The organism is Pontibacter flavimaris (genome assembly GCF_001907195.1).
Classification (GTDB): domain Bacteria; phylum Bacteroidota; class Bacteroidia; order Cytophagales; family Hymenobacteraceae; genus Pontibacter; species Pontibacter flavimaris.
In genome coordinates, this window is the sequence record NZ_LVWA01000004.1 from 650,777 (window position 1) to 677,453 (window position 26,677).

At 51.8% G+C, this 26,677-nt stretch carries 15 protein-coding genes; 12 read left to right on the forward strand and 3 right to left on the reverse strand.

The genetic code is table 11. From position 1 onward, the window contains the following. Positions 1–24: 24 nt before the first annotated feature. The 3 genes from A3841_RS07845 (at position 25) to A3841_RS07855 (ending at position 4,375) form a co-directional block, all read left to right on the forward strand. The gene (locus A3841_RS07845; RefSeq protein WP_073851738.1) at positions 25–2,478 is read left to right on the forward strand and encodes a YfhO family protein; all 2,454 of its coding nucleotides are present in this window, start codon (positions 25–27) and stop codon (positions 2,476–2,478) included. Positions 2,479–2,766: 288 nt separating this feature from the next. Beyond that, on the forward strand, positions 2,767–3,669 hold the full coding sequence (locus A3841_RS07850; RefSeq protein ID WP_073851739.1) for a 1-aminocyclopropane-1-carboxylate deaminase/D-cysteine desulfhydrase: 903 nt from the start codon (positions 2,767–2,769) through the stop codon (positions 3,667–3,669). Between the two features lie 70 nt (positions 3,670–3,739). Then, on the forward strand, positions 3,740–4,375 hold the full coding sequence (locus A3841_RS07855; RefSeq protein WP_073851740.1) for a DUF4230 domain-containing protein: 636 nt from the start codon (positions 3,740–3,742) through the stop codon (positions 4,373–4,375). Positions 4,376–4,450: 75 nt separating this feature from the next. Here the strand turns inward: A3841_RS07855 and A3841_RS07860 are convergent, their stop codons facing one another. Both A3841_RS07860 and A3841_RS07865 read right to left on the reverse strand, forming a co-directional pair. Next, positions 4,451–5,053 carry a hypothetical protein gene (locus tag A3841_RS07860; RefSeq protein ID WP_083610255.1) on the reverse strand — a complete coding sequence of 201 codons (603 nt, stop codon included), beginning with the start codon at positions 5,051–5,053 and terminating at the stop codon, positions 4,451–4,453. 175 nt (positions 5,054–5,228) lie between these two features. Then, on the reverse strand, positions 5,229–5,714 hold the full coding sequence (locus tag A3841_RS07865; RefSeq protein WP_073851741.1) for a regulatory protein RecX: 486 nt from the start codon (positions 5,712–5,714) through the stop codon (positions 5,229–5,231). Positions 5,715–6,058: 344 nt separating this feature from the next. Between A3841_RS07865 and A3841_RS07870 the strand changes: the two genes are divergently transcribed. From A3841_RS07870 to A3841_RS07880, 3 genes are all read left to right on the forward strand, one after another. Continuing rightward, positions 6,059–6,937: a DMT family transporter gene (locus A3841_RS07870; RefSeq protein WP_235861324.1), complete on the forward strand. Its 879-nt coding sequence runs from the start codon at positions 6,059–6,061 to the stop codon at positions 6,935–6,937. A 105-nt stretch (positions 6,938–7,042) separates the two neighbouring features. Beyond that, entirely contained in the window at positions 7,043–9,634 is a 2,592-nt protein-coding gene (locus tag A3841_RS07875; protein ID WP_073851742.1) for a DUF5686 and carboxypeptidase regulatory-like domain-containing protein, read from the forward strand. A gap of 86 nt (positions 9,635–9,720) precedes the next feature. After that, positions 9,721–10,026, forward strand: coding sequence for a hypothetical protein (locus tag A3841_RS07880; protein ID WP_073851743.1), 306 nt, complete (start codon positions 9,721–9,723; stop codon positions 10,024–10,026). 527 nt (positions 10,027–10,553) lie between these two features. Here the strand turns inward: A3841_RS07880 and A3841_RS07885 are convergent. Next, entirely contained in the window at positions 10,554–11,501 is a 948-nt protein-coding gene (locus tag A3841_RS07885; RefSeq protein WP_073851744.1) for an EamA family transporter, read from the reverse strand. A gap of 337 nt (positions 11,502–11,838) precedes the next feature. Between A3841_RS07885 and A3841_RS07890 the strand changes: the two genes are divergently transcribed. From A3841_RS07890 to A3841_RS07915, 6 genes are all read left to right on the forward strand, one after another. Beyond that, positions 11,839–14,298: a bifunctional UDP-N-acetylmuramoyl-tripeptide:D-alanyl-D-alanine ligase/alanine racemase gene (locus A3841_RS07890; protein WP_073851745.1), complete on the forward strand. Its 2,460-nt coding sequence runs from the start codon at positions 11,839–11,841 to the stop codon at positions 14,296–14,298. A 406-nt stretch (positions 14,299–14,704) separates the two neighbouring features. Then, positions 14,705–14,956, forward strand: coding sequence for a FeoA family protein (locus A3841_RS07895; protein ID WP_235861325.1), 252 nt, complete (start codon positions 14,705–14,707; stop codon positions 14,954–14,956). Between the two features lie 10 nt (positions 14,957–14,966). Further along, a complete protein-coding gene (gene feoB, locus A3841_RS07900; RefSeq protein ID WP_073851747.1) occupies positions 14,967–17,120 on the forward strand; it encodes a ferrous iron transport protein B in 2,154 nt (717 codons plus the stop codon). A 763-nt stretch (positions 17,121–17,883) separates the two neighbouring features. After that, the gene (locus A3841_RS07905; protein ID WP_073851748.1) at positions 17,884–21,093 is read left to right on the forward strand and encodes a SusC/RagA family TonB-linked outer membrane protein; all 3,210 of its coding nucleotides are present in this window, start codon (positions 17,884–17,886) and stop codon (positions 21,091–21,093) included. Positions 21,094–21,104: 11 nt separating this feature from the next. Then, positions 21,105–22,544 carry a SusD/RagB family nutrient-binding outer membrane lipoprotein gene (locus A3841_RS07910; protein ID WP_073851749.1) on the forward strand — a complete coding sequence of 480 codons (1,440 nt, stop codon included), beginning with the start codon at positions 21,105–21,107 and terminating at the stop codon, positions 22,542–22,544. A gap of 796 nt (positions 22,545–23,340) precedes the next feature. Continuing rightward, positions 23,341–26,667: a SusC/RagA family TonB-linked outer membrane protein gene (locus A3841_RS07915; protein WP_083610256.1), complete on the forward strand. Its 3,327-nt coding sequence runs from the start codon at positions 23,341–23,343 to the stop codon at positions 26,665–26,667. Positions 26,668–26,677: the final 10 nt, after the last annotated feature.

A 26,677-nucleotide genomic window follows, 5' to 3' on the forward strand; every position in this document is an offset into this window, starting at 1 on the left:
TCTATTCCGGGCTTTTTGAAAGATATGACGACTCCCTTTAATTTTAAACGCGATGTGCTGCCGCATGCCATCGCTGTACTTATTTTCCTGTTGCTCACGGCGGTCTACTTCTCGCCGGTCCTGTTCCAGGACAAAGGCCTCGCCCAGCACGACATTCTGCAGTTCAAGGGCGGTGCCAAAGAGATCCAGGATTACCGCGAGCGCACCGGCGAGGAAGCCCTCTGGACCAACTCCATGTTCGGAGGCATGCCGGCCTACCTCATCCAGACAAAATTCCCCGGCGACTGGTCGGGCTACATCCACAAGATCCTGACATTCGACCTGCCGGCTCTGGCAGGGAATATTTTTATCACGCTGATCTGCGCCTACATCCTCTTGGTGGCCATGGGCATGAGCTCCTGGCTGGCCATTATAGGGGCGGTGGCCTTCTCCTTTACGTCTTACAACCTCATTATCCTGGAGGCGGGGCATAATACCAAGTCCCTGACCATTGCCTACATTCCGATGGTGCTGGCTGGCCTGATCTATGCGCTGCGCAAAAACCTTTGGATCGGAGCGGCCCTGTTTGCCGTGGGCCTGACGATGAACCTGCACTTCAACCACCTGCAGATGACTTATTACATGCTGCTGCTGGTGCTGGTGTTCGCCGTGGTGGAGATCATTTACGCGATCAAGCATGGCACTTTTGCCGAGCTGCTGAAGCGTGGCGTGGTGCTGTTGGTGGCGGCCATACTGGCCGTGGGCGTGAACTTCGGCAGGCTGTATACCACGGCCGAGTACACCGAGTACAGCATCCGGGGCAAATCCGAACTCACGCAGCCAAACAGTGGCGATGGCGTAGGAAGCGGACTAGACCGCGAATATGCCTTTAACTGGAGCTACGGCGTAGGCGAAACCATGACCCTGCTAATACCGGACTTTTACGGCGGCAGCAGCAGCGCGCCGCTTGACACCGATTCTGAAACGTATAATGCCTTTACGAAAATGGGAGCCGCACCGGCACAGGCAGAGCAGCTCGTGAAACAGGGTCTGCCCATGTACTGGGGTCCGCAGCCCATGACGAGCGGCCCGGTGTACGTGGGCGCTGTGGTGATATTCCTGTTTGTACTGGGGATGTTCATCGTAGATCGCCGCTGGACAAGCTGGCTGGTGGCCGGAACCATCCTTTCCATTGTGCTGGCCTGGGGTAAGAACTTCGAGGCTTTCAACTACTTCATGTTCGATTACTTCCCGCTCTACAACAAGTTCAGGGCAGTATCGTCGGCACTCGTCATTGCCCAGATCACCATTCCGTTCCTGGCTATACTGGCCCTCTGGAAACTGATCAACGAAAGAAACCAGCTCAAGGATTTAGATAAAAAACTGCTGCTTTCGGGAGGCATCACGGCCGGCATCTGTTTGCTGGTGTGGCTCTTTGCTGGTACGGCCAGCTTTGTTTCCGGCGCCGACCAGCAGCTGATACAGGCGCAGTTTCCGATCGACGCCATCCGCGCCGACCGCGAAAGTATGATGCGCTCCGATGCCTTCCGCTCGCTGGTGTTTATCCTGCTGGCTGGCGGCCTGTTATACTTCTATGTGAAGAACAAGGTATCGGCTACGGTGGCCATGGCCGGTGTGGGAATACTGGTGCTGGTGGATCTGTGGTCGGTGGATCAGCGCTACCTGAACAACGGTGACTTCGAGCGCCGCGTGGAGGCCAATTTCTTCCAGCCCACTCCTGCTGACCAGATGATCCTGCAGGACAAGGACCCGGAAAGAGGCCTGAGCTACCGCGTTATTAACCTGCCCAATCCGTTTAACGATGCCCGTACTTCCTACTTCCACAAGTCGGTAGGCGGCTACCACGGGGCCAAGCTGCGTCGCTACCAGGACCTGATCGACCGCCAGATTTCGAAGAACAACCTGGAGGTGCTGCGCATGCTCAACACCCGCTATGCCATTACGGGCAACCCGCAGCAGCCGGTGCAGCGCATTCCGGACGCCCTGGGCAATGCCTGGTTTGTAGAGGAAGTGCAGCCGGTAGAGTCGCCGGATGCCGAGCTGGACGCCCTAACCATGTTTGATGCCGGTGCCACGGCTGTGATCGACGTAAAGAAATTTCCGATTGAGCGCCGCTTCTTCAGTGCAGACAGTGCCAATATCAAGCTGACGGAGTATGAGCCAAACTACCTCAAGTATGAGTATGAGGCTGCCAAAGAAGGGCTGGTCGTGTTCTCGGAGATCTACTACCCGGCCGGCTGGCAAGCCTACCTGGATGGGGAGCCGGTAGAGCACATCCGCGCCAACTACGTGCTGCGCGCCATGGAGGTGCCGGCTGGCAAGCACACCATCGAGTTTAAGTTCGCGCCGCAGTCTTACTACACCGGCAATACCGTATCGCTGATCTCGTCCATTATACTTGTGCTGGTTGTGGCCGGCGCCATTTTCTACGCTGTAAGGACCAAACCGGTAGAGGAACCGATCGTAGAGAAAGTATAACTGAGTTAGAAAGTTAAAAAGTTAGAAGGTTAGAAAGTTTTGGGAGTTCAGGAGTTGGCTCTGTAGGGATAGGTCGTGACCTGTCCGCGCTACACCAGCAGCAATGCAACTTATACTTCAGCCAGAGTAATTACGGAGTTCCCCGCCTTGGCTAAGGAGGGGTTAGGGGTGGTTGGACCTGGTAAAGCTATCCTTCACATCCTCCTATCCTGAAAATCCTGATTCAGACAATTTATAAAGTATAGCCCTGGCTTTTGCCGGGGCTTCTTTTTTGTAAATATTGCAAGTATGGAGGAGGTACCGTTACAGAAACTGGAGGACGATTTGCTGCGGGAGCAGGGGGTGGAGCTGTGGGTGAAGCGCGAGGATTTGCTGCATCCGCACATCTCGGGCAATAAGTGGCGCAAACTCAAGTATAACCTGCAGGAGGCCCGGCAACAGGGACATCATTCGTTACTTACCTTCGGCGGGGCCTACTCCAACCACATTGCAGCCACAGCGGCGGCAGGACGGGAGTATGGTCTCAAAACCATCGGCATCATCCGGGGTGAGGAGCATCTGCCGCTCAATCCTACCCTTAGTTTTGCCACTTCCTGCAGCATGGAGCTGCACTACATCAGCCGCGAGAAGTATAAACTGAAAGCCGAGCCAGATTTTCTGGAGGAACTGCAGCAGCAATTTGGCAATGTATACGTGCTGCCCGAAGGTGGCACCAACCTGCTGGCCATAAAAGGCTGCGCCGAGATTGTGCAGGACATCCCCTTAAAGTATGATTACATCTGCAGCGCGATGGGTACGGGCGGAACGCTGGCAGGCATCGTAGCAGGCTTGGCCGGAGAGAAGCAGGTGCTCGGTTTTCCGGCTTTGAAAGGAGGCGAGTTTTTAAAGCAGGAAGTAGCGGAACTGGTGCAGGCTTACAGTGGCCATCCCTACAGCAACTGGCAACTCATCTCCGATTACCATTTCGGGGGCTATGCCAAGGTAAAGCCGGAGCTGCTAACGTTTATGGAGGAGTTCAGGCAGAAGTACCATATCCCGCTTGATCCGATCTATACTGGCAAAATGATGTACGGCTTGTTCGACCTTATCCGGGAGGGCTTTTTTGCGCGGGGCAGCCGGATTGTAGTGTTGCATACGGGCGGGCTGCAGGGTAACGCTGGCTTCCGGGAACGGCTGGGGCTGCAGGTATAGGCCGCATTTTGTAGCACAATATTTGTAACACCGTATGTGTACCTATAATCCGTAAAATACAAAGTACTACATGCCCTTACTTCGTTTTCTATTTAAACTGCTTCCCCTGGTTATACTTGTCTGGCTCGGTTTCTTTCTGTGGCGTACCGTCGGCGATTACTTCAGCAAGCCGGACGTGAAAGAGGAGCCGAAAGTGGTCGTAAACTTCAGTACCGTGCTTACCTCGGTGGAGGACCTGGGCCGCATGGAGTTGGTGCGCTACAATTTTAAGGATGTGGTGGAGTATGAAAAGGAGGTCTCGCGCTGGATCCCGAACTCGAAGGTGGCGCTCATTGTGTCCGGCGAGGCCGTAGGCTGCTTGGACTTTACTAAAATCACCGAAGCCGATATTGAGTTTCTGGGCGACTCGCTGGTGCAGGTAGCGTTACCCGAGCCGGAGCTGTGCTACTACAAAATCGACCACAACAAGACCAAGGTTTTCAGCAAGGAGAATACCTACTTCCAGGACGCCGACCTGGTGCAGGAAAGCTACAGGTATGCCGAAGCCAACGTGAGAGACGCCGCCCTACGCTCTGGCATACTTAACCAAACGAAGGTAAACGCTGAGAAGATTCTAAAGCCGATGCTGGAAGAGATAACCGGCCGCCGCGTGGTGCTGGTGCCCCAGCGCAGAATCCAGAACCCGGAGATGGGGCCGAAGCGGTAGGGGGTGCGACTAGAGCAGCCAATCGTACTGGGTTTTAGGGTGGCGTAACTGCCCTATAGGTATAATTGTGACTTGTTATTCTTTATTTTGTATGTATTCTTCAGCTTCAAAAGACTGAAAGGCTGCTTGTTTTAATCTGGCTATCAAAGCAGCGCATATTTCTTTGCTTGCAACTATTCCAAATTCCTTCTGATAGTCGTAATTCGTTACAAGAATATAATCGGGTTCATGAAGGAACTTCATTGTATCGCTGTTCAAGCCAGCAAATGTTTCATCAAAGTCAGTCCATCTGTTTGGGAATTGCTTATCCATCCATTTAAGAAATTCATTCTCTTTTATTTCTTCTCTGCTGAAGAGATAGAAATAAGTTCCATATTGATAAGGATAGAAGAAACCATCTTTAGGGTAAATTAGTAGTTCTTGCTCCACCTTTTTGCTCAGACCAAACCAAGTCCTTCTTTCTTTTTCGAATAACTTAAACCTTATACCCTGCTCACTCAGCTCATCAAAAGACATCACATATTGATAGTCAGGAAGGATAAACTGGTAGATGAGGTAGCCTTCGAGCTTAAGAAGTTCATAGATTAATGTTTCTTCAATTTCTGAATCGAAGTCAATACGAGTTTTGACTTCTTCTCCGGCAGGATGAAAAAAGGCTATGTTATGTTTTTTCTTCAAATGATTTTAATGCGTTTTGTAAATTGTAGATAACCAGAGGCTTCTTTGACCTGTCAACATTATATGTAGAATAAATCGTGCAAAAGCAAAATACAAAAAATACTAGGCCCAACTTGAGCCTGCTTTCCCTGCCACAAGTTACGCTACCGCTAAGCTTGCGGCAGGTTATACTTTTCTATCCTTCCTCCAACCCCTTCAGCGCATCCTGGATCAGGTCGCTTTCATAGCCTTTGCTCATGAGGTAATAGGTGAGTTTCTGGCGGCGGGCGAAGGGGTTCTTCTCCTTTTCGGTGGCGTTCTTCTTCTCCAGCAGGTGTAGCAGGTTCTGCTCGTATAGGTCGGGGTCAATCTCTTTCAGGCCTTGCTTGATGCAGTAGTCGGAGATGCCTTTGCTTTTGAGGCCCTGCATGATCTTGCGGCGGCCCCACTTCTTCAGGCCATACTTGCCCCGCACGTAGCTCTGGGCGTAACGTTCCTCATCAATCAGCTTTTCCTGGCTCAGGCGCACGATCAGCTCCTCCACATCGTCGGGTTCTAGGCCGTAGGAGTAGAGTTTGCCGCGCACCTCCTGCTGGGTGCGGTCCTGGTAGGCACAATAGGCGGCGGCTTTGATCAGCGCCTCCTTGGGGGTATAGGTTTTCTGCTTCTTGTCGCGTTCCAAAAGTATAAATCAGCTTTTACAAAGATAAAACAAGTTTAAGAGTTAGAAAGTTGAGGGAGTTTAGGAGTTAGAGAGTTGGGGAGTTAAAAAGTTAGAAGGTTAGAAGGTTAGAAAGTTAAGTGAGTTTAGGAGTTGGTTTTGTAGGGACAGGTCGCGACCTGTCCGCGCTACAGCCTCTTTTGTGAAACTTATACTTTGGCTAGAGCAATGACAGGTTCCCCGCCTTGGACAAGGAGGGGTTAGGGGTGGTTGGAAACGTTACCACAATCCTGCCCATCCTCTCATCCTGAAAATCCTGATTCAGACCAGCAATTAAACTTACCTTTGCGGCCGGGAAGTATAACATGAAAGTATCAAAAGGAGTGGTGTACATGCTGCTGTCGACGTTCTTTTTTGCGTTGATGCAGGTGTGCGTGAAAGGGGTGCCGCGTATCCCGGCCGAGGAGATTATCTTGTTCCGCTCGCTGATTTCGCTGGCCATCAGCCTGGTGTTTCTGCGCCGGGCTGGGGTGAGCGTGTGGGGCAACAACCGCAAATGGCTGTTCGCGCGCGGGGCTTTCGGAGCAGTGGCCCTGATCCTGTTCTTTAACGTGCTGCAGAACATCCCGCTGGCCACGGCGGCTACGTTGCAGTACATGTCTCCGATCTTCACGGCTATCCTGGGCGTTTTTATTGTGAAGGAGCGGGTGCAGCCCTGGCAGTGGGTGTTCTTTCTGGTATCGTTTGCAGGCGTGCTGGTAATTGAGGGCGTGGAGACAAATGTGGACAGTTTATACTTGTGGCTGGGCGTGGTGAGTGCCGTGTTTACGGGCGTGGCCTACAGCATTGTGCGTCGCCTGAACGTGAGGGAGCATCCGCTGGTCATCATCTTTTACTTTCCGCTGGTCACGCTGCCGGTAGTGGGTATTTATACTTTGTTTAACTGGGTGCAGCCCGAGGGTTGGGAGTGGGTTATACTTTTGCTCGTGGGCCTGTTCACGCAGCTGGGCCAGTACTACATGACGCTTTCCTACCAGCACGAGGAGATCTCCAAAGTGGCTAATCTCACCTACATCGGCATCATCTACGCGCTGCTGTTCGGCTTCTTTTTCTTTGGGGAGCTGCTTCATGTAGGGACCTATGTGGGCATGGCGCTGGTGCTGCTGGGCGTGATCCTGAACATACAGTACAAAAATAAGCGCAGCAAAAAAGCAACCCTTACCGCCGGGTCGGGCTCTACCTAAGCAGGGAGCCCTTCTGCAAAGTATAAAATTGTGGTTTTGTGCTGACGATTAGGTGTTTCCTGCGTATCTTTTTAGCTGATATGTTTGCTACTAACCCTTTAGCACATGCGCCACACCTACCTGCTTTTGTTGCTGCTCCTTTTGCCTGCCCTAAGTATGGCAGGTACGCTGCGCGGCCGCGTCACCGATGAAAACAACAAGGGGCTGCCCTTTGCCAGCATCTACATCAAAGAAACCGCCAGCGGCACCGCCACCAACGACCAGGGCCTGTACCAACTGCAGCTCAGCCCGGGCACCTATACGCTGGAGTTTAAGTACGTGGGCTACCGCGCCCATACCCAAACCGTCACCATTGGCGAGGCGGCGCAGGAGCTGAACGTGCAGCTGCAGCCCGAGGTGCTCAACCTGAAGGAAGTGGTGGTGAAAGCCTCCGACGAAGACCCCGCCTACGCCATCATGCGCAACGCCATCCGGCTGCGCAAATACCACCGCGACGAGGTGAATGCCTGGAGCGCCCGTGTGTACATGAAAGGCGTGGCCCGCATGGATAAAGTGCCTGCAAAAGTACTAGGTATCAAGATTGTGGATGTGGATACGGGCATCGTCTACTTGTCGGAGTCGGTGTCAGAGCTGGCGTTTAAGAAACCGAACAAGATCTCGGAGCGGATGATCTCGAGCAAGGTGAGTGGCCAGAAAAGAGGCTTCAGCTTTAACCAGGCCTCCGAAATGAGCATCAGCTTTTACGACCCGCTGCTGAAGGTGGAGGGGCTGAGCGAGCGCGGGTTTGTGTCGCCGCTGGCCAATAATGCCTTCATGTTTTACCGCTTCGAGTACCTGGGCACCTTCCAGGAGAACGGCCGCACCATCAACAAGATCAAAGTCATTCCCCGCCGCAAACACGACCCGGTTTTTGCGGGTAACATTTACATTGTAGACGGCAGTTGGCGCATCCACAGCACTGATTTGAGGCTCACCAAGGATGCCGGAATTGAGTTTGTGGACTGGATACGGGTACGGCAAGTGTATGCCCCGGTGGCAGAGGAAGTATGGATGCCGGTGTCGCAGCGCTTTACCTTTGAGGCGGCGGGCCTGGGCTTTAAAGGCGGCGGCTATGCCATGGGCGTGTACTCTAACTACAAAGTGCAACCTGCTTATGCTACACCGCCGAGGGTGGAGGAAGTAGCGCCGGAGCCGACCCCGGAAACAGAAGTTGCCGCAGCCAGGCCAGCCAAAAAACCCAAGTATAAAGTAGTAGCGCCAGAAGCAGCGGAGCGGCCGGCACAGCCCGTGGTAAGCGATGAGTTGTTCAGCAAGGAGGTGCTGCTGGTGGAGAAAAACGCCAACAAGCGCGATTCGGCCTACTGGGCCTCCATCAGGCCGGTGCCGCTCACGCAGGAGGAGGTGGTGGATTACCACAAAAAGGACAGCCTCGAAGTCATCAAAAACTCCAAACCTTACCAGGACTCACTCGACGCGGTACGCAACAAGCCCTCCTTCGGCAGTTTTCTGATGGGCGGTTATACGTATTCGAAGAGCTACGAGCGCAAATTCTACCGTTTCGACCCGCTGCTGAGCCTGTCGGGCGGGGCAAGCATTCTGCAGTACAACACCGTAGAGGGCGTGGCGGCGGATGTGCGCGTCAGCTACCGCAAGTCGTTTGAAGACCGGACCTATTACCAGGTAGAGCCTACGGTGCGCTACGGGTTTAGCAACCAGAAACTGAACGCCAAACTAAACCTGAGTTACCAGTACGACCCGATTAAAAACAGCACCATAAGTATAGAGGGCGGCCGCTACGTGGCCCAGATCAACTACCTGGACCCGATCTCGCCTTTCGTGAACACGCTTTATACGTTACTAGCCGAGCGCAATTACCTGAAACTCTACCAGCGCGACTATGGGCAGGTAAGCTACCGCAGCGAACTCTGGAACGGGTTGCGACTGACCACTTCGGTTAACTATGCGCACCGCATGCCGCTGGAGAACACCACCGACTTCAGTTTCAGGGACCGCGGTACGGATGAGCCAAGCCGCTTCACGCCTAACGTGCCGGTAAACGCTGAACTGGAAGATGCCGCCTTCACGCCACACCAGGCCCTGACTTTTACGGCTGCGCTAAGTATAAAGCCGGGCCAGCGCTACATCTCCCGCCCCGACAATAAGATCAACCTGCCATCCAGGTATCCCACGCTTACCCTAAGTTACCGGGGTGGTCTTAAGGTGTTGGGGGGCGATGTGAAGTACAGCACGGCCGGATTAAGTATAGCTGATGACGTGAGTTTTGGCCTGCTGGGCCGCAGCAAGTATAGCGTGCTGGGGGCGGTGTTCTGGGGCAAGGAAGACATGCGCCTGCTGGACTATAAGCACTTCAATGGCAACCGCACCTTAGTTGCGGGCACCTACGAAGGCTTTCAACTGCTCGACTACTACCGCTACAGCACCAACAACCGCTACCTGGAGGCGCATTACGAGCATCATTTCAATGGCTTCCTGTTCAACAAAATTCCGCTGTTCCGAAAGCTGAAGTGGCAGGAGGTGGTGAGTTTGAATTACCTCAACACGCAGGCCTCGCGGCACTACCTGGAGTTGGGGCTGGGCATCGAGCACATCTTTAAAGTATTCCGGGTAGATTTCGTGACCTCGTTCCAGGAAGGCAACAGAGCCAGAACAGGCGTGATGGTTGGTTTCGGATTCTGAGACGACAGCACGGTATGCTCGCTGCCGCATAACCTAAGCGGCGCGGAGGCCGTTAAAAAAGCCGAAGAACTAATGAACAACGAATCATGAAGACATCAGATATAGTAAAATCAGGCTTGGTGCTGGCATTTGCCTCGGTTGTAGGCTTCGGCTGCAGTCAAAGTGCTGAGAATATGCAGGAGGAAAAAGACACAGGCACCTCAGAGGCGGTTGTGGAGGGTGACGAAGGGGCTGCGAATCTAAGCAACCCGCGCCCTGCCCCCATCGGCGACACAGCCGTAACCGGTGAGCAGGCCGACCAGTTCGGCGACGTAGAATCCAATGTAGATACCGCCGCCCGCCAAATGCAGCAGATGGAGAAGCAAAAGCAGCAAGGCACTACCACAAACTAAGTATAACAAGTATGAAAAGCTCCTCACTGACGATAGTTGGTGAGGAGCTTTTGTTTTAGGGCGAGTAACCCCAAAGAGCAGGAGAGCTGCAGCCCAGGGTCCAACCACCCCTGCCCCTCCTTTTCACCCCACCCCAACCCTCCCCTAAGAACAGGGGAGGGAGCTCAGTTCAAGTTGCATCAGCAGCGGCTATCGAACTGATCCCAGTCCTTGGGTTGAGCGCCTTGTGAGATCCGGTGCCGCGCATGCGGCAGCGCCCTGGCGCAGGAGGGAACACAGCGCGATGCCAAAGGACGAGCCCTCTCGGGCTTGAGAGCACCAAAGTGTAAAATGAAACGATGGGTAAGTATAGTCTGGAGGATCAGCAGCAGCTAGAAAGTATAGCTTGATTCTAGTTGCGGGATGCAACAGCTATGGAAGACACAAGCGGATGCTTGCGCCAGATAAGTATAAAGTATAGCTCAAGTATAAATATGCCTTTTCAAGCCAGCTGAATCGCAGACTGAATCTTATACTTAATTACAAACCTACTTCACCACCGCCGTAGTACCAACTGGCGGTATCACCAGGCCGTCACCCCGCTTCTTGCGGCCCTTCAGGTTGATGTTGTAGATGATCACCGAGATGAAGATCAGGATATAAGCGGCTACCTTGGTGCTTGTGGTTTGCTCGCCAAAGTATAAAAAGGCCATCAGGAAGTTGATGATCGGGTTGATGTACATCAGGATGCCAATGGTGCCCGAGGTAAGCTCTTTAAGGGCGAACAGGTTCAGGAACAGCGGCAGTACCGTAAACACAGCACTCAGTAAGCCCACATGCATAAAAAAATGCGCGTCCAGCCGGGCATTGCCTCCGGTAAAGAAAGTATAAAACGGCCCGATGAACGCGAAAGCAAGGATAAGCTGCAGTTTCAGGAGCACTATCTTGTCATAGGCCTTCATGAGGCGCTGCGTGATCAGGTAAAAGGCGTAGCTCAGGGCAATCAGCAAGCTGAAGAGCAGGCTTGTTATTTCGCCGCTGCCGATCAGAGCACAGCTCAGTGCGCTCAGCCCGATAGCCAACCACTGGTTTACCCGCAGCTTCTCTTTCAACAATAAAAACCCGAGTACGGCCGTAAGTATAGGGCAGAGCAGGTAAGAAAAGGAGCCGGTCTGGATGTCGATGCGGTTAACTACGTAGATAAACGAGAGCCAGTTGGTGGTGAGCAGCACGCCGCCCAGGAAGGTAAAAAGGATGAACAGGCGCTTCTCGCGGGCTCTGGAGTTCTTTACCTGGGTTAGCGTCGCCAGCAGTTGCTTGCGGCGGAAAAGCAGCGAGATAAGCAGCAGCAGGCCTACTGAGAATGCCACGCGAAAGTATAAAATCTGACCGCTAGGGTATTCGGCTAGTGCTTTCAGCGGAAAGGGGATGAAGCCCCAGATAATGAATGCTGCCAGTCCCGCAGCGTAATAGGGTTTTTGGTTATGTGTTTCCATGAAAAGCCGGAAAAAGGATAAAGAGCGCAAAGGTAAAGAATTGTTGGTTGTTAATTGTTGCTCGTTGTTTGTGGAATGGTTATGCTGCAAGGTTAACAGGCTGGATGGTTGAATAGGATTACCTTACCGCGGTCCAACCACCCCTACCCCTCCTTGTCTAAGGAGGGGAGTCTGTGATTACATCGGCTAAAGTATAAACTTCGTAGCTGCTAGTATCATGAGAAAAGGTCGAGGCCTGTTTGTGCAAATATTTAACTCCTAAACTCCTAAACTCTCTAACTCCTAAACTCCCCTAACTTTTTAACTTTCTAACTTCCCAACTTTCTAACTTTGCCACATGCTCACGTTTCAGCAACTACAAAGTATAACCCAAGGCAAGGAAGTACAATTTGTGCGGCCACTGCCCATCGTGCACCTGCTCACCGACAGCCGCAAGCTCTCGCAACCGGCGGGTTCGGTGTTTTTCGCCATCCAGGGCAAGTATAACGACGGCCACAAATACCTGCCGCAGCTGTACGCGCAGGGCGTCAGGGCTTTTGTGCTGGAGCAGGGCGATCTGGAAGAGCTGAAACGGCTCTACCCGGAGGCCAACATCCTGCTGGTGGAAAACAGTCTGGAGGCATTGCAGCGGGTAGCGGCGTGGCACCGGGCGCAATTCTCCATACCTGTGATCGGGATAACGGGCAGCAACGGTAAAACGATTGTAAAAGAATGGCTCTCGCAGCTACTGAGCCCGGAGGAGCTGGTGGTAAAGAGCCCGCGCAGCTACAACTCGCAGCTGGGGGTGCCGCTGAGCGTGTGGCAACTGCAGCCCAATCATACCTTAGGCATTTTTGAGGCGGGCATCTCGCAGCCCGGCGAGATGGAGAAGCTGCAGCCCATCATCCGTCCCACCCTCGGCATCTTTACCAACATCGGCACGGCCCACGACGAAGGCTTTACCTCCCGTGAGCAGAAGGTGCAGGAAAAGCTAAAACTGTTTAAAGACGTAGAACGGCTGTTTTACTGCTCTGATTACAAATTGCTGCACCAGGCCGTACTCCTTCAAAGTATAAACTCCTTCACCTGGAGCCGTCAGCATCCCGAGGCTAACCTATACATCAACGCCACTACCACAGCCGGCCATCGGACCATCATAGTGTATACTTTCGGGGGAGAGAAACAGCGCCTGGCCATTCCGTTTACCGACGAGGCATCGGTAGAAAACGCGCTACACTGCCTGGCCATACTTTTACACCGCGGCCTGCCGCTCTCCGAGATTCAGGACCGCCTGGACCGCCTGCACCCCGTGGCCATGCGCCTGGAGATGAAGGAGGCCATCAACGGCTGCTACCTCATCGACGACACCTATAACAACGACCTGGCCGGCCTGGCCATCGCGCTGGACCTGCTGGCCAACCAGCCACAGCGAGGCAAGCGTACGGTTATACTTTCCGATCTGCTGGAGTCCGGCCTGTCAGAAGCAGCATTATATAGCCAGGTGGCGTTACTGATACAAAACCGTGGTATTGATAAAGTCATCGGCATAGGCCCAACTATAAGCCATCACCAGTTAAAGTTTTCAGGCGAAGCCTTATTTTATGGCAGCACCAGAGACTTCCTGCAGCAGTTTAAAGCTGAGGATTTCAGAAATGAGTTAATCCTGGTGAAAGGGGCGCGCGTGTTCGGGTTCGAAAAGATCGTGCAGGCCTTTCAGCAGAAAGTGCACGGCACGGTGCTGGAGGTAAACCTGGATGCGTTGGTGCACAATCTCAACTACTACCGCACCAAACTCGCCCCGGATACCAGGCTGATGGTGATGGTCAAAGCCTTCGCTTATGGCAGTGGCAGCTTCGAGGTGGCCAACCTGCTGCAGTTTCACCGGGTGGATTACCTGGCGGTAGCCTACGTGGACGAAGGCGTGGCCCTGCGCGAGAACGGCATCACGCTGCCCATTATGGTCATGAACCCCTCGCCCGACAGTTTCCCCAAGCTGCGGCAGTACAGTCTGGAGCCGGAGATCTATGCGCTGGAGCAGCTGCAGGCTTTTGTGACTTCGCTGGAGCCGGACGTAAAGTATAAAATCCACCTCAAGCTGGACACGGGCATGCACCGCTTGGGCTTTGTGCCCGAGGATTTTGAGGCCTTGTTTGCTTTGCTGGCGCAGCACCCGCAGGTACAGGTAGCCAGCACCTTTTCTCACTTGGCCGGGGCCGACGAGGCCATCCATAACGATTTCTCGCAGTTGCAGATCTCTCGTTTCAGAAGTATGGCCACTGCGCTGGAGGAGCGCCTGAAGTATAAAGTCATCAAGCACATCCTCAACTCAGCGGGCATCGTGCGTTTTCCGGAGCACCAGCTGGACATGGTGCGCCTGGGCATCGGCCTGTATGGGGTAGAGGCGACGGGCTCGGAGCAGGAGGCGCTGCGGCCAGTGAGCACGCTAAAAACCACTGTCTCCCAGGTGAAAAGTATAAAACAGGGCGAGACGGTAGGCTACAGCCGCAAAGGGATTGCGGATGTGGCTAAAACCACCGCCACCATCGCCATTGGCTACGCCGACGGCTACGACCGCCGCTTCAGCAACGGGGTAGGAGAGGTCCTCATCAACGGCCAGCGCTGCCCGCTTATCGGCAACGTGTGCATGGATATGTGCATGATAGATGTGACGGGACTGCAGGTAAAAGCCGGGGACACAGCCATTGTGTTCGGGCCGGAGCTCACGCTGGTGGAACTGGCCCAGCGCATCGGCACCATCCCCTATGAGCTGCTGACCAATGTAAGCACGCGCGTAAAGCGGGTTTTCTATTCGGAGTAGGGCTGATTTAGAGATTGGAAAATGTGCTGTGTCTGAAGTATGATCGCCGGTGCTGAACGTATGAATCTCATCGATGTTCCGGGTTAGATAATTCAGTATGCACAGAATTTATACTCTCAACTTATACGTGCAGTCCTCTTGCCTGTACTTTCAGGGGCGGCTTCTGAAGTATAGGTTCAAGTCCTCCCGCCTATACTTCCGAAACTAAGGGACGCCCAGGTAGCCCATCAACCCATTAATACCTTAATCCAACGCCACATCTCCAGATTCCCTGATCCTTCTAACCTCCTCATCCCCAAAAGGGTGCGCCTCCGGATATCCAAACGATTAATTCTTTTGCTTTAAAGTTGAACACCTTGTAACTTGCAGTTGTTTATAAACAGTCTAAATAAAGGAGAGGCAAGACGTGCGACAAAAGGCAGAAGAGCATAAGAAAACCAGATCAGTGCGTGACATGGAGATAGGCGAGCAAGGCGTGATTAGCTCTCTGGAGGACCCGGAGATGGGGCTGAAGCTGCTGGAAATGGGCTGCATACCCGGCACAGCGGTGAAATTGAACAGCCGTGCCCCACTCGGCGACCCCATCACCATCATCGTGAACAACTACACCCTCTCCCTGCGCTTAGACGAAGCCGAGACCATATTACTCAAGCAGTAGATTCTTTTTCATGACTGTAGCTACCCAACCTGAAATAAAACCGGCCAGGCAAAGCACCGCCCGGCCGGAGGAGGTCCGGATTGCCCTGATCGGCAACCCCAACTCTGGCAAGACATCGTTGTTTAACCAACTTACCGGCCTCAACCAGAAGGTGGGCAACTTCCCGGGGGTTACAGTTGATAAAAAATCGGGCTACACCCAGCTGACGCCGTCTATCCGGGCGGAGATCATCGACCTGCCGGGCTCTTACAGCCTGTACCCTAAGTCGATGGATGAGCGGGTGATAACCGACCTACTCTACGATTCCCAGGCAAGGCATTTCCCGGATTTGGTCGTGGTTACGGCCGATGCCTCTAACCTGAAGCGCAACCTGCTGCTGTTCACGCAGCTGGCCGACCTGCAGCTGCCGGTGGTGCTGGCCCTGAACATGGTGGATGTGGCCGAGCAGGAGGGCGTGAAGATTGATGTGGAGGCGCTGCAGCGCGAGCTGGGCGTGCCCGTTATCCCCATGAACGCCCGCAAGGGCATCGGGATGGCCGCCCTCAAAATAGTGGTGACGCAGCAGCTGAGCGCAGCCGATAAAACGTTTTACACAGTTCCCGCCGACCTGCAGCCACTGGTTGAAAGTATAAAGACCCGCTTCGGCCTCAGCAACGATTACCTGGCCCTGCAGTATGCCCACCTCTACAAGAGCCTGAAGTTCCTGAACGAGGAGGATATTGCCTGGCTGGGCGAGCAGCTGGAGCAGGCGGGCTTCAAGTCCAACGCGCGACAGGCACAGGAGACCATCGCGCGCTACACCCGGATAAACGAACTGCTGCTGGACGCCGTGCGCGTGGAGAAAGCCGACAAAGACGAGAAGTTCAGCAACCGCCTCGACCAGATCCTGACGCACAAGGTGTTTGGCTACCTCATCTTCTTCGGTATACTTTTCCTTATCTTCCAGGCCATTTTTGCCTGGGCCAGCTACCCCATGGACCTCATCGACGCCAGTATCGCCGCGCTGAACAGCCTGATACAGGAGAACTTTGAGGGGCCGCTGATTAACCTGCTGACCGAAGGGGTGATCGCCGGTTTGGGCGGCGTACTGATATTCATACCGCAGATCGCCATACTTTTCGCGTTCATCGCCATCCTGGAGGAGACCGGCTACATGGCCCGCGTTACCTTTATGATGGACAAGGTGATGCGCAAGTTCGGCCTGAACGGCAAGAGCGTGGTACCGCTTATTTCCGGCGTGGCCTGTGCCGTGCCGGCCGTGATGTCGGCGCGCACCATCGAGAACTGGAAAGACCGGATGATCACCATCTTCGTGACACCGCTGATGAGTTGCTCGGCCCGTATCCCGGTTTATACCGTGCTGATCGCGCTGGTAGTGCCTGATACGTATTACTTCGGTTTTATGAACCTGCAGGGGCTGGTGCTGATGGGCCTGTACCTGATCGGTTTTTTGGCGGCCATATTTTCTGCGTTGCTCCTCAAGGTCATACTCAAGGCCCGTGAGCGCAGCTACTTCATCATGGAGTTTCCGACTTACAAGATGCCGCGCTGGAAAAACGTGGGCCTGACGATTGTGGAGAAGGTAAAGGCGTTCGTTTTTGAGGCGGGTAAGGTGATCGTGGCCGTCTCGATCATACTTTGGGTGCTGGCCTCCTACGGCCCCGGCGACAGCTTTGAGCGGGCAGAGCAGCAGGCGCTCACAGAGGCGCGTGCCGAAGGCCTGACCGAACTGCAAACCGAGAACAGAATCGCCTCCCACCAACTGGAGTCTTCTTACGCCGGTGTTATCGGCCATGTCATAGAGCCGGTTATCAGGCCCCTGGGCTACGACTGGAAGATAGGCATTGCCCTGCTCACTTCTTTTGCCGCCCGTGAGGTGTTTGTGGGTACCATGTCTACCATCTATAGTATAGGTGAGGAGGAGAACGTGACCACGATCAAGGAAAAGCTTTTGTCGGAGAAAGACGCCAACGGGGATCCATTCTTCACGCCGGCGCGCAGCTTCTCGCTCATGATCTTTTACCTTTTCGCGATGCAGTGCGTGAGCACGCTGGCCGTTGTCCGCCGCGAGACCAAGAGCTGGACGTGGCCTGCCGCGCAGCTTGTTTACATGAGTGGTCTGGCGTATGTCATGGCCTATATCACCTACCAAGTGTTTAGCTAAGGCATACAAAGTATAACACAGTATACACAACAGCGCCCGGTGCAGATTTCTGCACCGGGCGCTGTTGTTTTAGGATAAAATCAATATACGATTAGTGCGATATCCCCCTTGGTTGCGCTCATACTTTCCCTTTCTGCCTTTTATGGAGCAATAATTTACCTCTATATCCTTTATTTACGTATAATATTTATATGTTTTTTGCAATTAAGGTGTATGGTTAACTGATATGCCTTAGCAATTAAATTTGGGCCTATATGAGGAAATTTAAATATATATACTTCTGATTATCATATAGTTGCCAAGTATAAGGCGCCACGTGAAGGCATGAAAGAGCATTGCTTATTTGCCTTAGTATAGCTGAAGGGTATCAATTATAACTTTTTTAATAAAGTATAGATTTACACTACTAAAAGTATGCTATGAAAGAGATTCTACTAACTATGCAGCGTAGCAGGAGTACGCCAGATTTCCCTTACAAAGTCTAATAACTGAGCTGATCACAAAGCATTATTTGTCAGCAGGATAAAAGTTTACCCGGGCCTGGCCATCAGATGGTCCACAGCTTCCGGAATCTACTGAGGTAGCACGTGTTTGGCTGTGGCCAGAACTGCTCCCCCGCAATTGTCATTGTCTCTGCCTCTTTAATCTAAAGCGCGCTTGATACGCTGCGCTATATGGTACGCCATAGCCTCCCTTCGCCCTGTGTTTTTCTTTTGAATACCATTTACCTGAATACTACAACTCTCACTTAAACTAAAACACAATGAAGAAAATTCTATTCCTGAGTCTTTTGCTTGTGACTGTCCTGTTGCACCAGGCCATGGCACAAGGAAGGACCATTACTGGTAGAGTGACGGACGCTACTACCAGCCAGCCCTTGCCAGGCGTTACTGTTCTGGTAAAAGGCACCACCGTTGGTACCGCCACCTCTGGAGATGGCAGCTACACGCTTGATGTGCCGGAAGGCAGCAACACACTGACATTTAGCTTTATTGGCTATAAGACGGTAGATCGCAGCATCGGCAACGCCTCTACCGTAAATGTGGCGCTGGCGACAGACGCGGAGCAACTGGAAGAGGTGGTGGTGACCGCCCTCGGTATCGAGCGGAACAAAAACGAGCTGGCCTACTCGGCCCAGCAGGTTAGCGGGGAGCAGATTACGCGTACCAGAAGCGCTGATTTTGTGAACACGCTTTCAGGAAAGGTGGCCGGTCTTGATATCCGCTCCAACAACACCATGGGCGGGTCTACGAACGTAATCATCCGGGGTAACAAGTCTATCACAGGCAACAACCAGGCCCTGTTCGTAATTGACGGTGTGCCGGTAAGTAATGCCAATACCAACACCGCCGACCAGCAGTCCGGTAGGACGGGAACTGACTTTGGTAACGCTGCCGCGGACTTGAACCCGGATAACATCGAGTCGGTGAACGTGCTGAAAGGTGCTGCTGCAACCGCTCTTTATGGCTCGCGCGCGGCCAATGGCGTGATCATGATCACTACGAAGAAAGGCGCGAAGAACAGCATGAATATCACGATAAACAGTGGTGTTACCTGGAGCTCGATGGATAAAAGCACTTTTATTGACTACCAGAAAGAGTATGGGGCAGGCTATGCGCAAGTGTTTCGTACTCCTGCTGACTTAGGTAGCGGGATTGCTCCGGTAGTCCGTTTCCAGGATGATGCCTCCTATGGCCCGAGATTCGACCCGAACCTGCAGGTGTACCAGTGGGACGCCATTGACCCCTTCCACCCGAACTTTGGCAGAACAAGACCCTGGGTGGCTGCAGAGAACGACCCTAGTGAATTTTATGAGACCGGGGTTAACTCTAACCAAAGTATAATGGTAAGCGGCGGCGGCGATAAGACCACCTTTAAGGTAGGCTACACCCGAAATGATATCAAAGGCAACCTGCCCAATGCCACCCTAGATAAAGACCTGTTCAACTTTACAGGTACCTTTGAGGCAACTGAAAAGCTATCAGTGAGTGCTTCTGCCAACTATGCACGCACCAAAGGGGTGGGTAGGTATGGAACAGGTTATCAGGGCCGTAACCCTAACCAGCAGTTCAGGCAGTGGTGGCAGACCAACGTGGATATCAAAGAGCAGGAGGATGCTTATTTCAGAAACCGCCAGAACATTACCTGGAACTGGAATGCCGCAAACACGGGCCCTATCTACTCTGATAACCCCTATTGGACAAGATTCGAGAACTACTCCAACGACTCCAGAGACAACTTCTACGGCTATGCCTCTGCTACCTACAAGTTTACGGATTGGTTAAGCTTAATGGGCAGGGTCACTTTCAACACAACCACGGATATGCAGGAAGAGCGTGTAGCCATAGGAAGTGCTGACGTGAGTGAGTATGAGCGGTATGACAGAGAGTTCAACGAAACCAACTATGACCTCTTCTTAAACTTCAACAGGGATATTACGGAGGATATTAGCCTGAATGGATTAATTGGAACCAACCTGCGCAGAGACCGCCTGAGCGATATAAGAGCAAGCACTAACGGCGGCCTTGTTGTACCAAGGCTATACGCGCTGTCGAACTCAGTTAACCCTATTACCGCACCTATTGAAAACTTTGAGCGGGAAGGGGTAGATGGTATTTTCGCTAATGCCAACATCGGCTTCCAGGATACCTACTTCCTCGAGCTTTCTGCCCGCCGGGATAAATCCACTACACTGCCAGAAGAAGATAATTCATACTTTTATCCTTCTGTGGCTGCAAACGTGGTGTTCTCCAATCTTCTCCAGCTGCCTTGGCTGTCAGGCGGTAAGCTTCGGGTAAACTATGCCGAGGTAGGCAATAGTGCCCAGCCACTAAGTATATTCGATGTGTACACACAGCCAACAGGTTTGGGTTCCGTCCCTATTTTCTCGTTGCCAAACACTAAGAATAACGAGAACCTGAAGCCGGAGCGGACAAAGAGCTTTGAAGCTGGTATTGAGGCAGACTTCTTAAACAGCCTTTTCGGGTTTGACTTTACCTACTACCGGTCAAGCACGGTAGACCAGATCATCAACGTATCCACTACCGGTGCCACAGGCTATACGGCACAGTGGGTGAACGCTGGTGAAGTGGAAAATAAGGGGTTTGAGGTAGCTGCCTTTGCAACCCCTGTTCAGTCCGGAGATTTCTCATGGAACATCAATATAAACTTTGCCCGTAACCGAAATGAAGTTGTAAGCCTGTACCAGGACGTTCAGAACATCCCGCTTGCCACTTTCCAGGGTGGGGTATCGCTTAACGCTGCTGTCGGCGAGCCATTTGGTGTAATCAGAGGCACTGACTTCGTTTATACAAATGGAGAAAAGACTGTCAACTCCGGGGGTTACTACCTGAACTCCGGTAACGCGGCTGATATCATTGGTGATCCTAACCCCGATTGGACTGGTGGAGTTAACAACACCCTCACCTTTAAAGGCGTGTCGCTTGGCTTCCTGATCGACGTGCGCCACGGAGGCGATATTTTCTCCCTTGACCAATGGTATGGAGAAGCCACAGGCCTGTATCCGAACTCTGCCGGGTTGAACGGCAAAGGGAACCCTTCCCGTCTTCCGGTAGCTGAAGGCGGTGGTGTACTGCTGCCCGGCGTGAAAGAGGATGGTACCCGTAACGACATCTATGCAGAGAATACGGACGGCAACGGCAATACTCCCTTTGGGTACGCTGCCGGTGGTATAGAAGCGCCAAGGGCCATGTATGTGTTCGACGGCAGTTTCGTGAAACTCAGAGAGGTTGCCCTTTCCTATGCCCTGCCTCAGTCCCTGATTGAGAACCTCGGTTTTATTAATGGGATTGATTTACAGCTGATAGGCCGTAACCTATGGATTATCCACAAGAACATGGAGTACTCCGATCCGGAAGAAGGCCTTAGCTCAGGCAACGCCTCCAGAGGTTACCAGTCTGGCGCATACCCAGCTTTCAGAACCTACGGATTTAACGTTAGATTTAATTTCTAAACTATAAAGAGATGAAGAAACTTATCATATGCTTACTCTCGCTGGTGTTTATGGCAGCGTGCGTAGACGACCTGGATGAATATAATATCGACACGAAGCGGGCAACTAACGCGCCACCTGCCACGCTGTTCACCAGCGCATTGCTGAACCTGACGGACGTGCTGACCACTCCGAACGTTAACACGAACAACATCAGACTATATGTGCAGCACTGGGCGACAACCCAGTATGTAGAGGAGCCCAGGTACAACATGACCGGTCGTTTGATTCCTCAAAACTTCTGGAATGCGCTTTACCGCGATGTGCTGGCAGACTTGAACGAGGCTAAACGTTTGTTACTTGCTGATGAGACAATTAATGAGACCTTAAGAAACAATCAGCTGGCTCAAATTGAGATTATGGAGGTATACGCCTGGTCAGTTCTGGTAACTACTTTCGGCGATGTGCCTTACACGGAGGCGCTTGATCCGACCAATACCCAGCCAGTGTACGATGATGATCAGGCGATTTACAACGACATCCTGAACCGCCTGGACACGGCCTTAGGGCTCATTAAAACGATGGATGAGGCAGGTGAGCCTTTAATGGGCTTTGAAGAGGGAGATGTGCTTTACAATGGAGACATGGCGCAATGGGTAAAGTTTGGCAACTCTTTGAAGCTGCGGCTAGCCATGGTGATAGCCGATGTGGATGCGGCTAAAGCCGGAACGCTTGTGGCAGAAGCAGCGCCAAATGTGTTCGAAAGCAACGCGGATAATGCCATATTCCCTTACACGTCTGCCACTCCGAACAACAACCCTATCTCGGATAACGTGAAAGGCGATCTTTCCAGCAGGGAGGACTTTATAGCAGCCAGCACACTGGTCGATTTAATGAATGAGCTGGATGACCCTAGAAGGCCGCAGTACTTTACCGATGTTGATGGGGAGTTTGTGGGTGGCACCGTTGGTTTCTCCAACGATTATGAGGCAAACTCTACCGTAAGTGAGAAAGTAGCCCAACTCGACTTCCCCGGGGTGTTACTAGACTACGCTGAGGTGGAGTTCCTGCTGGCCGAAGCCGCTGAAAGGGGCTTTATTGCTGAACCTGCTGCGGAGCACTACAATGCAGCCATCAGAGCATCCATTCTATACTGGGGCGGAACAGAGGCAGAGGCAGACGCTTATCTGGCTCAGCCTGAGGTGAACTACGCTACGGCTCCCGGTGAATGGAGAGAAAAGATTGGCAGACAAGCCTGGATTGCGTACTTCAACAGAGGCTATGAGGCCTGGTTGACATGGAGAAGATTGGATGCTCCAACTTTGATACCTCCGGTAGAAGGCTTGATAGTGCCTACCAGGTTAATCTACCCTGTCAACGAGCAAACGCTGAACCCAAACAACCGCGACGCAGCGGCCTCGGCTATTGGTGGTGATGAAAGCTCTACCAAGCTTTTCTGGGATGTTCAGTAAGAAAGCGTTGACATAAAGTATGAGAAGTCTTAAAATAGAAAACTAGGTAGAAGTCTTCTTCATTGGAAAAGGCTCCCGGCTTCCGGGAGCCTTTTGTTTTGTCCTTATTCGATTGGCGGGTAAAGTATAACTAAAGTATAATTAATAACAATATATATTAATAAATCTATAAGAATACTGTCCTTAAAAGCGATTTCCACGTAACCTGTCTCTTAGAAGCGGTTGTAGACCTCCCTTACTGAGGAACTGTATCGGAAATCTGCTTAGGAAGGATCTTACATGGCTTAATTTCAAGGTCTGCACCTTTTTACGGGTACTTGCGTGGAGGTGTTGAAAGCTAGGTATTTACATAGTAAACGGCTTGTGGCGGCCCTCTAAGCACGGATGATAAGATTCAAAAAAATAAATAATCATTTGTTAATACGATTGCTTTTCAATAAACTTGTTGAATAGAATCTCACCTTAAACAAACATTATATGGTTAACTCTTTACTCTTTCCCTGTATACCCTGGCGGTATAATTCATATCCCCCCTCTAGTAATACCATTATACACGTCTCTTAAATGCTCTCACTCGCTTAGAGTGTAAAGTTCGCCCAGCATATAGCTACTATGTCGGGCTGAGGTGTTTAAGGGGCTAAGAAGTTGTTTTCAGCTGCTACAGAGGCTAAATGCACCTTTGTGCCCAAGTGTGTCTTGTCTGCGCCGCTGTGTCTGTTGAATTCCCACGAAGGCAGTTTAGTCTTGAACAATTGATAATCATTTTAACCCAACTCTCACTTTAAACTAAAACACAATGAAGAAAATTCTATTCCTGAGTCTCTTGCTTGTGACGGCCTTATTGCATCAGGCTATGGCACAGGTAAGGGCCATCACTGGTAGAGTGACGGATGCTGCTACCAGCCAGCCGTTGCCAGGCGTTGCTGTAATTGCTAAAGGTACCACCGTAGGTACTACGTCTGGTGTAGACGGCTCTTATTCCATTAACGTGCCTGAGGGAAGCAATACCCTGGTATTTAGATTTATTGGCTACTCTACGGTAGAGCGCGCCATCGGTAACGCAAGTTCTATTGATGTAGCGCTTGCAACCGACTCTGAGCAACTGCAGGAGGTTGTTGTAACAGCCCTGGGTATCGAAAGAGATAAAAGAACCGTTACCTACGCTACGCAGGAGGTTGAGGCTAAAGACCTTAACATCACCCAGAACGTTAACATCAAAGATGCACTTGCAGGTAAAGTGGCAGGTGTTCAGATTAATGGCCAGGCTGGTTCAAAACTGGGTCAGTTCGGTAAAATTCGTATCAGAGGTGCCATCTCTCTTACAAGCGACAATGACCCGCTTTACATTGTAGACGGTGTGCCGGTTTCTGATCCGAATGATGTGGACATGGAGAATGTGGCGTCAGTGAACGTCCTGAAAGGACCAAACGCAACCTCTCTTTATGGCCAGCGTGCTGAAGCAGGTGTGGTGGTAATCACCACAAAGAAAGGTACAGGGGATATCTCCGTAGAAGTTACCAGCTCTACAATGTGGGACAAAGTGTCTTACCTGCCTAAGTATCAAAACGAGTATGGTGGCGGCTACAGCCAAAATGGTGCCTTTGGTACTTTTGATTACGCGGCAGGTGCTGTGTATGATTATGATGATGATGGCAATCCTTTGAGCGTGCCTTATCCGCAAGAGTGGCAGGTTTTTAACGGCCAACGCTACCTGCTATGGGACGAGAACTATGCAGACGAAAGCTGGGGCCCTAAATTCGATGGCCAGCAGTATGTGCCATGGTATGCCTGGTGGCCTGGATCAGCAGAGAATCCTAACCCATACTTTGGAAAGACTGTCGCCTATGAAGCGCAGCCAGATAACATTAAAAACTTCTATGACACGGGTGTAACAAAAAAGAACTCCATCGCATTTGGCGGCGGTAACGAGAAATATAACGCCCGTATCTCTTACACCAACCTAGATCAAAGTGGTATTACACCATTCACAGATCTGAAGAAGCACTTCATCACGACGAATTTTGGCTTTAATGCCACTGAGAAACTCCGAGTGGATGCCAATATCCGTTATACTACATCAGAAATTACCGGTGATCAGGAAGATGGTTACAGCAACCAGACTTCCGGTATGTTCAACTCCTGGTTCTCACGCAACGTGGATACCGACAAGCTGAGAGAGCTGAGAAACCTGGAGACTCCGGCGGGATATTCTACATCCTGGAACTGGTGGGGACCAGACTATTATACTGCTTACGGAGCGCTTTCAACACAAAGCTATGAGAAGCCAGCCTTCTGGTACAACCCGTATACTTTCCTGGAGCGTTATGACCAGACGAGAAGCAACGATAACTTTACCGGTAGCCTTTCTGCCGCTTACAGCTTCAACGACAACTGGAAGTTGACGGCAACTGGCTCAAGAACTGCCACAGAGTACCTGTTCGAAGAAAAGTTTCCTTCCTCACTGTCTAGCTCTGCTGCTGCGGACCTGTACAACCCATGGAGCAATGCTTTCGGGCGCTACGACCTGTCTGAGTCTGAGAACAACTTCAGCTCTGACCTGCGTTACGAGAATGAGTTCGGTGACTTTGATATCAACGCCTTTGTGGGTGGCAACATCAGAAAGAACGATTATAGCATTTTCCAGGCTCGCATGACCCCAGGTGCTAACACAGGTGGTTTGATCATCCCTGACCTCTACATCTTCCCGAACGCTGGTATCACGCCAACCCCACAGACTACTTTCAGAGACAAGGAAGTACGAAGCATTTACGGTAACGCCTCTATCGGTTTCAGAGATATGCTCTATGTGGATGCAAGCTACAGAAGAGACTGGAGCTCTGCCCTGCCAAACGACAAGAATGGCTATGGTTACCCAGGTATCGGTACCAGCTTTATCTTCACGGAGCTAATGGATGGTTTCGAAGCGCTCTCATTCGGTAAGATCAGAGCCGGCTGGGCACAGGTAGGTAACGACGTTGCCGCTCAGCGCATCAACCCGGTTTACTCTCTTGGATCTCAGCCTTGGGGTGGCTCTAACCTGTTGGTATATAGCAAGACACTACTGGTTGACCCTAACATCAAGCCTGCGCTTAACACCTCTTTCGAGGCTGGTTTTGACCTAAGGTTTATTAACAACAGAATCGGCGCAAGCTTCACTTACTATGATGAGACACGCGAGGATGAGATCATTCCAGTAAGTATCTCTACTACGACCGGTTACAGTGACTTCCTGACAAACGCCGGTGCTTCTTCCAGAAAAGGTATAGAAGTAGCTATTGACGGTGATGTGTTCAAGTCAGACAACAGCTTTAACTGGAATATCCTTGTGAACTATGCCAGAAACAGAACCACGGTTGATGAGCTTCCTGAAGGTCTGGATGCGATTGAAGCGCCAGGTGGTGCCGACGATTGGGATTTTGTAACGGTTGTGCATGAGCTTGGCAGTAACTGGGGCCAGTTGAGAGGCATTGGTTTTGCGACAGATGAAAGCGGTAATCGCATTGTGAATGAGAACGGCTTGTATGTAACAGAGGCTAACAAGTACTTTGGTTCTGTGCTGCCAGACTTTACAGGTGGTATCCTGAACAGATTCAGCTACAAAGGCCTGTCGCTTACAGCGGCTATCGACTTCCAGAAAGGTGGTAAGTTCTTCTCGCTTTCTGAGCAGTGGGGCTATTACTCTGGTCTGTTAGAAGAAACTGCCAGCATTAACGACAGAGGCAATAACGTGCGTGATGCAGTTGCTGACGGTGGTGGTGTGCACGTAGTAGGTGTTACACCAAATGGTGAGGCTGTGGATACTTATATAGAAGGTATAGATTACTACCAGCAGTTCAACGCGAACTCTATTGCAGAGCCTTTCGTGCATGATGCCAGCTTCATCAAGCTGAGAGATGTTAACTTGTCTTATGACCTCTCCAGCCTGTTTAAAGACGGAGCCCTGAAGAACAACGTGATCAAAGGCGCTACTATTGGCGTGGTGGGCAGAAACCTGTGGCTGATGTCTGTATCTGACGACAACTTCCACCGTTGGGATCCATCTGAGCTTTCTCAGACTTACGGTGAGAACGCACAGTTGCCAGGTACAAAGAGCTATGGTGTAAACGTTAGACTGACATTCTAAAATTACGAAA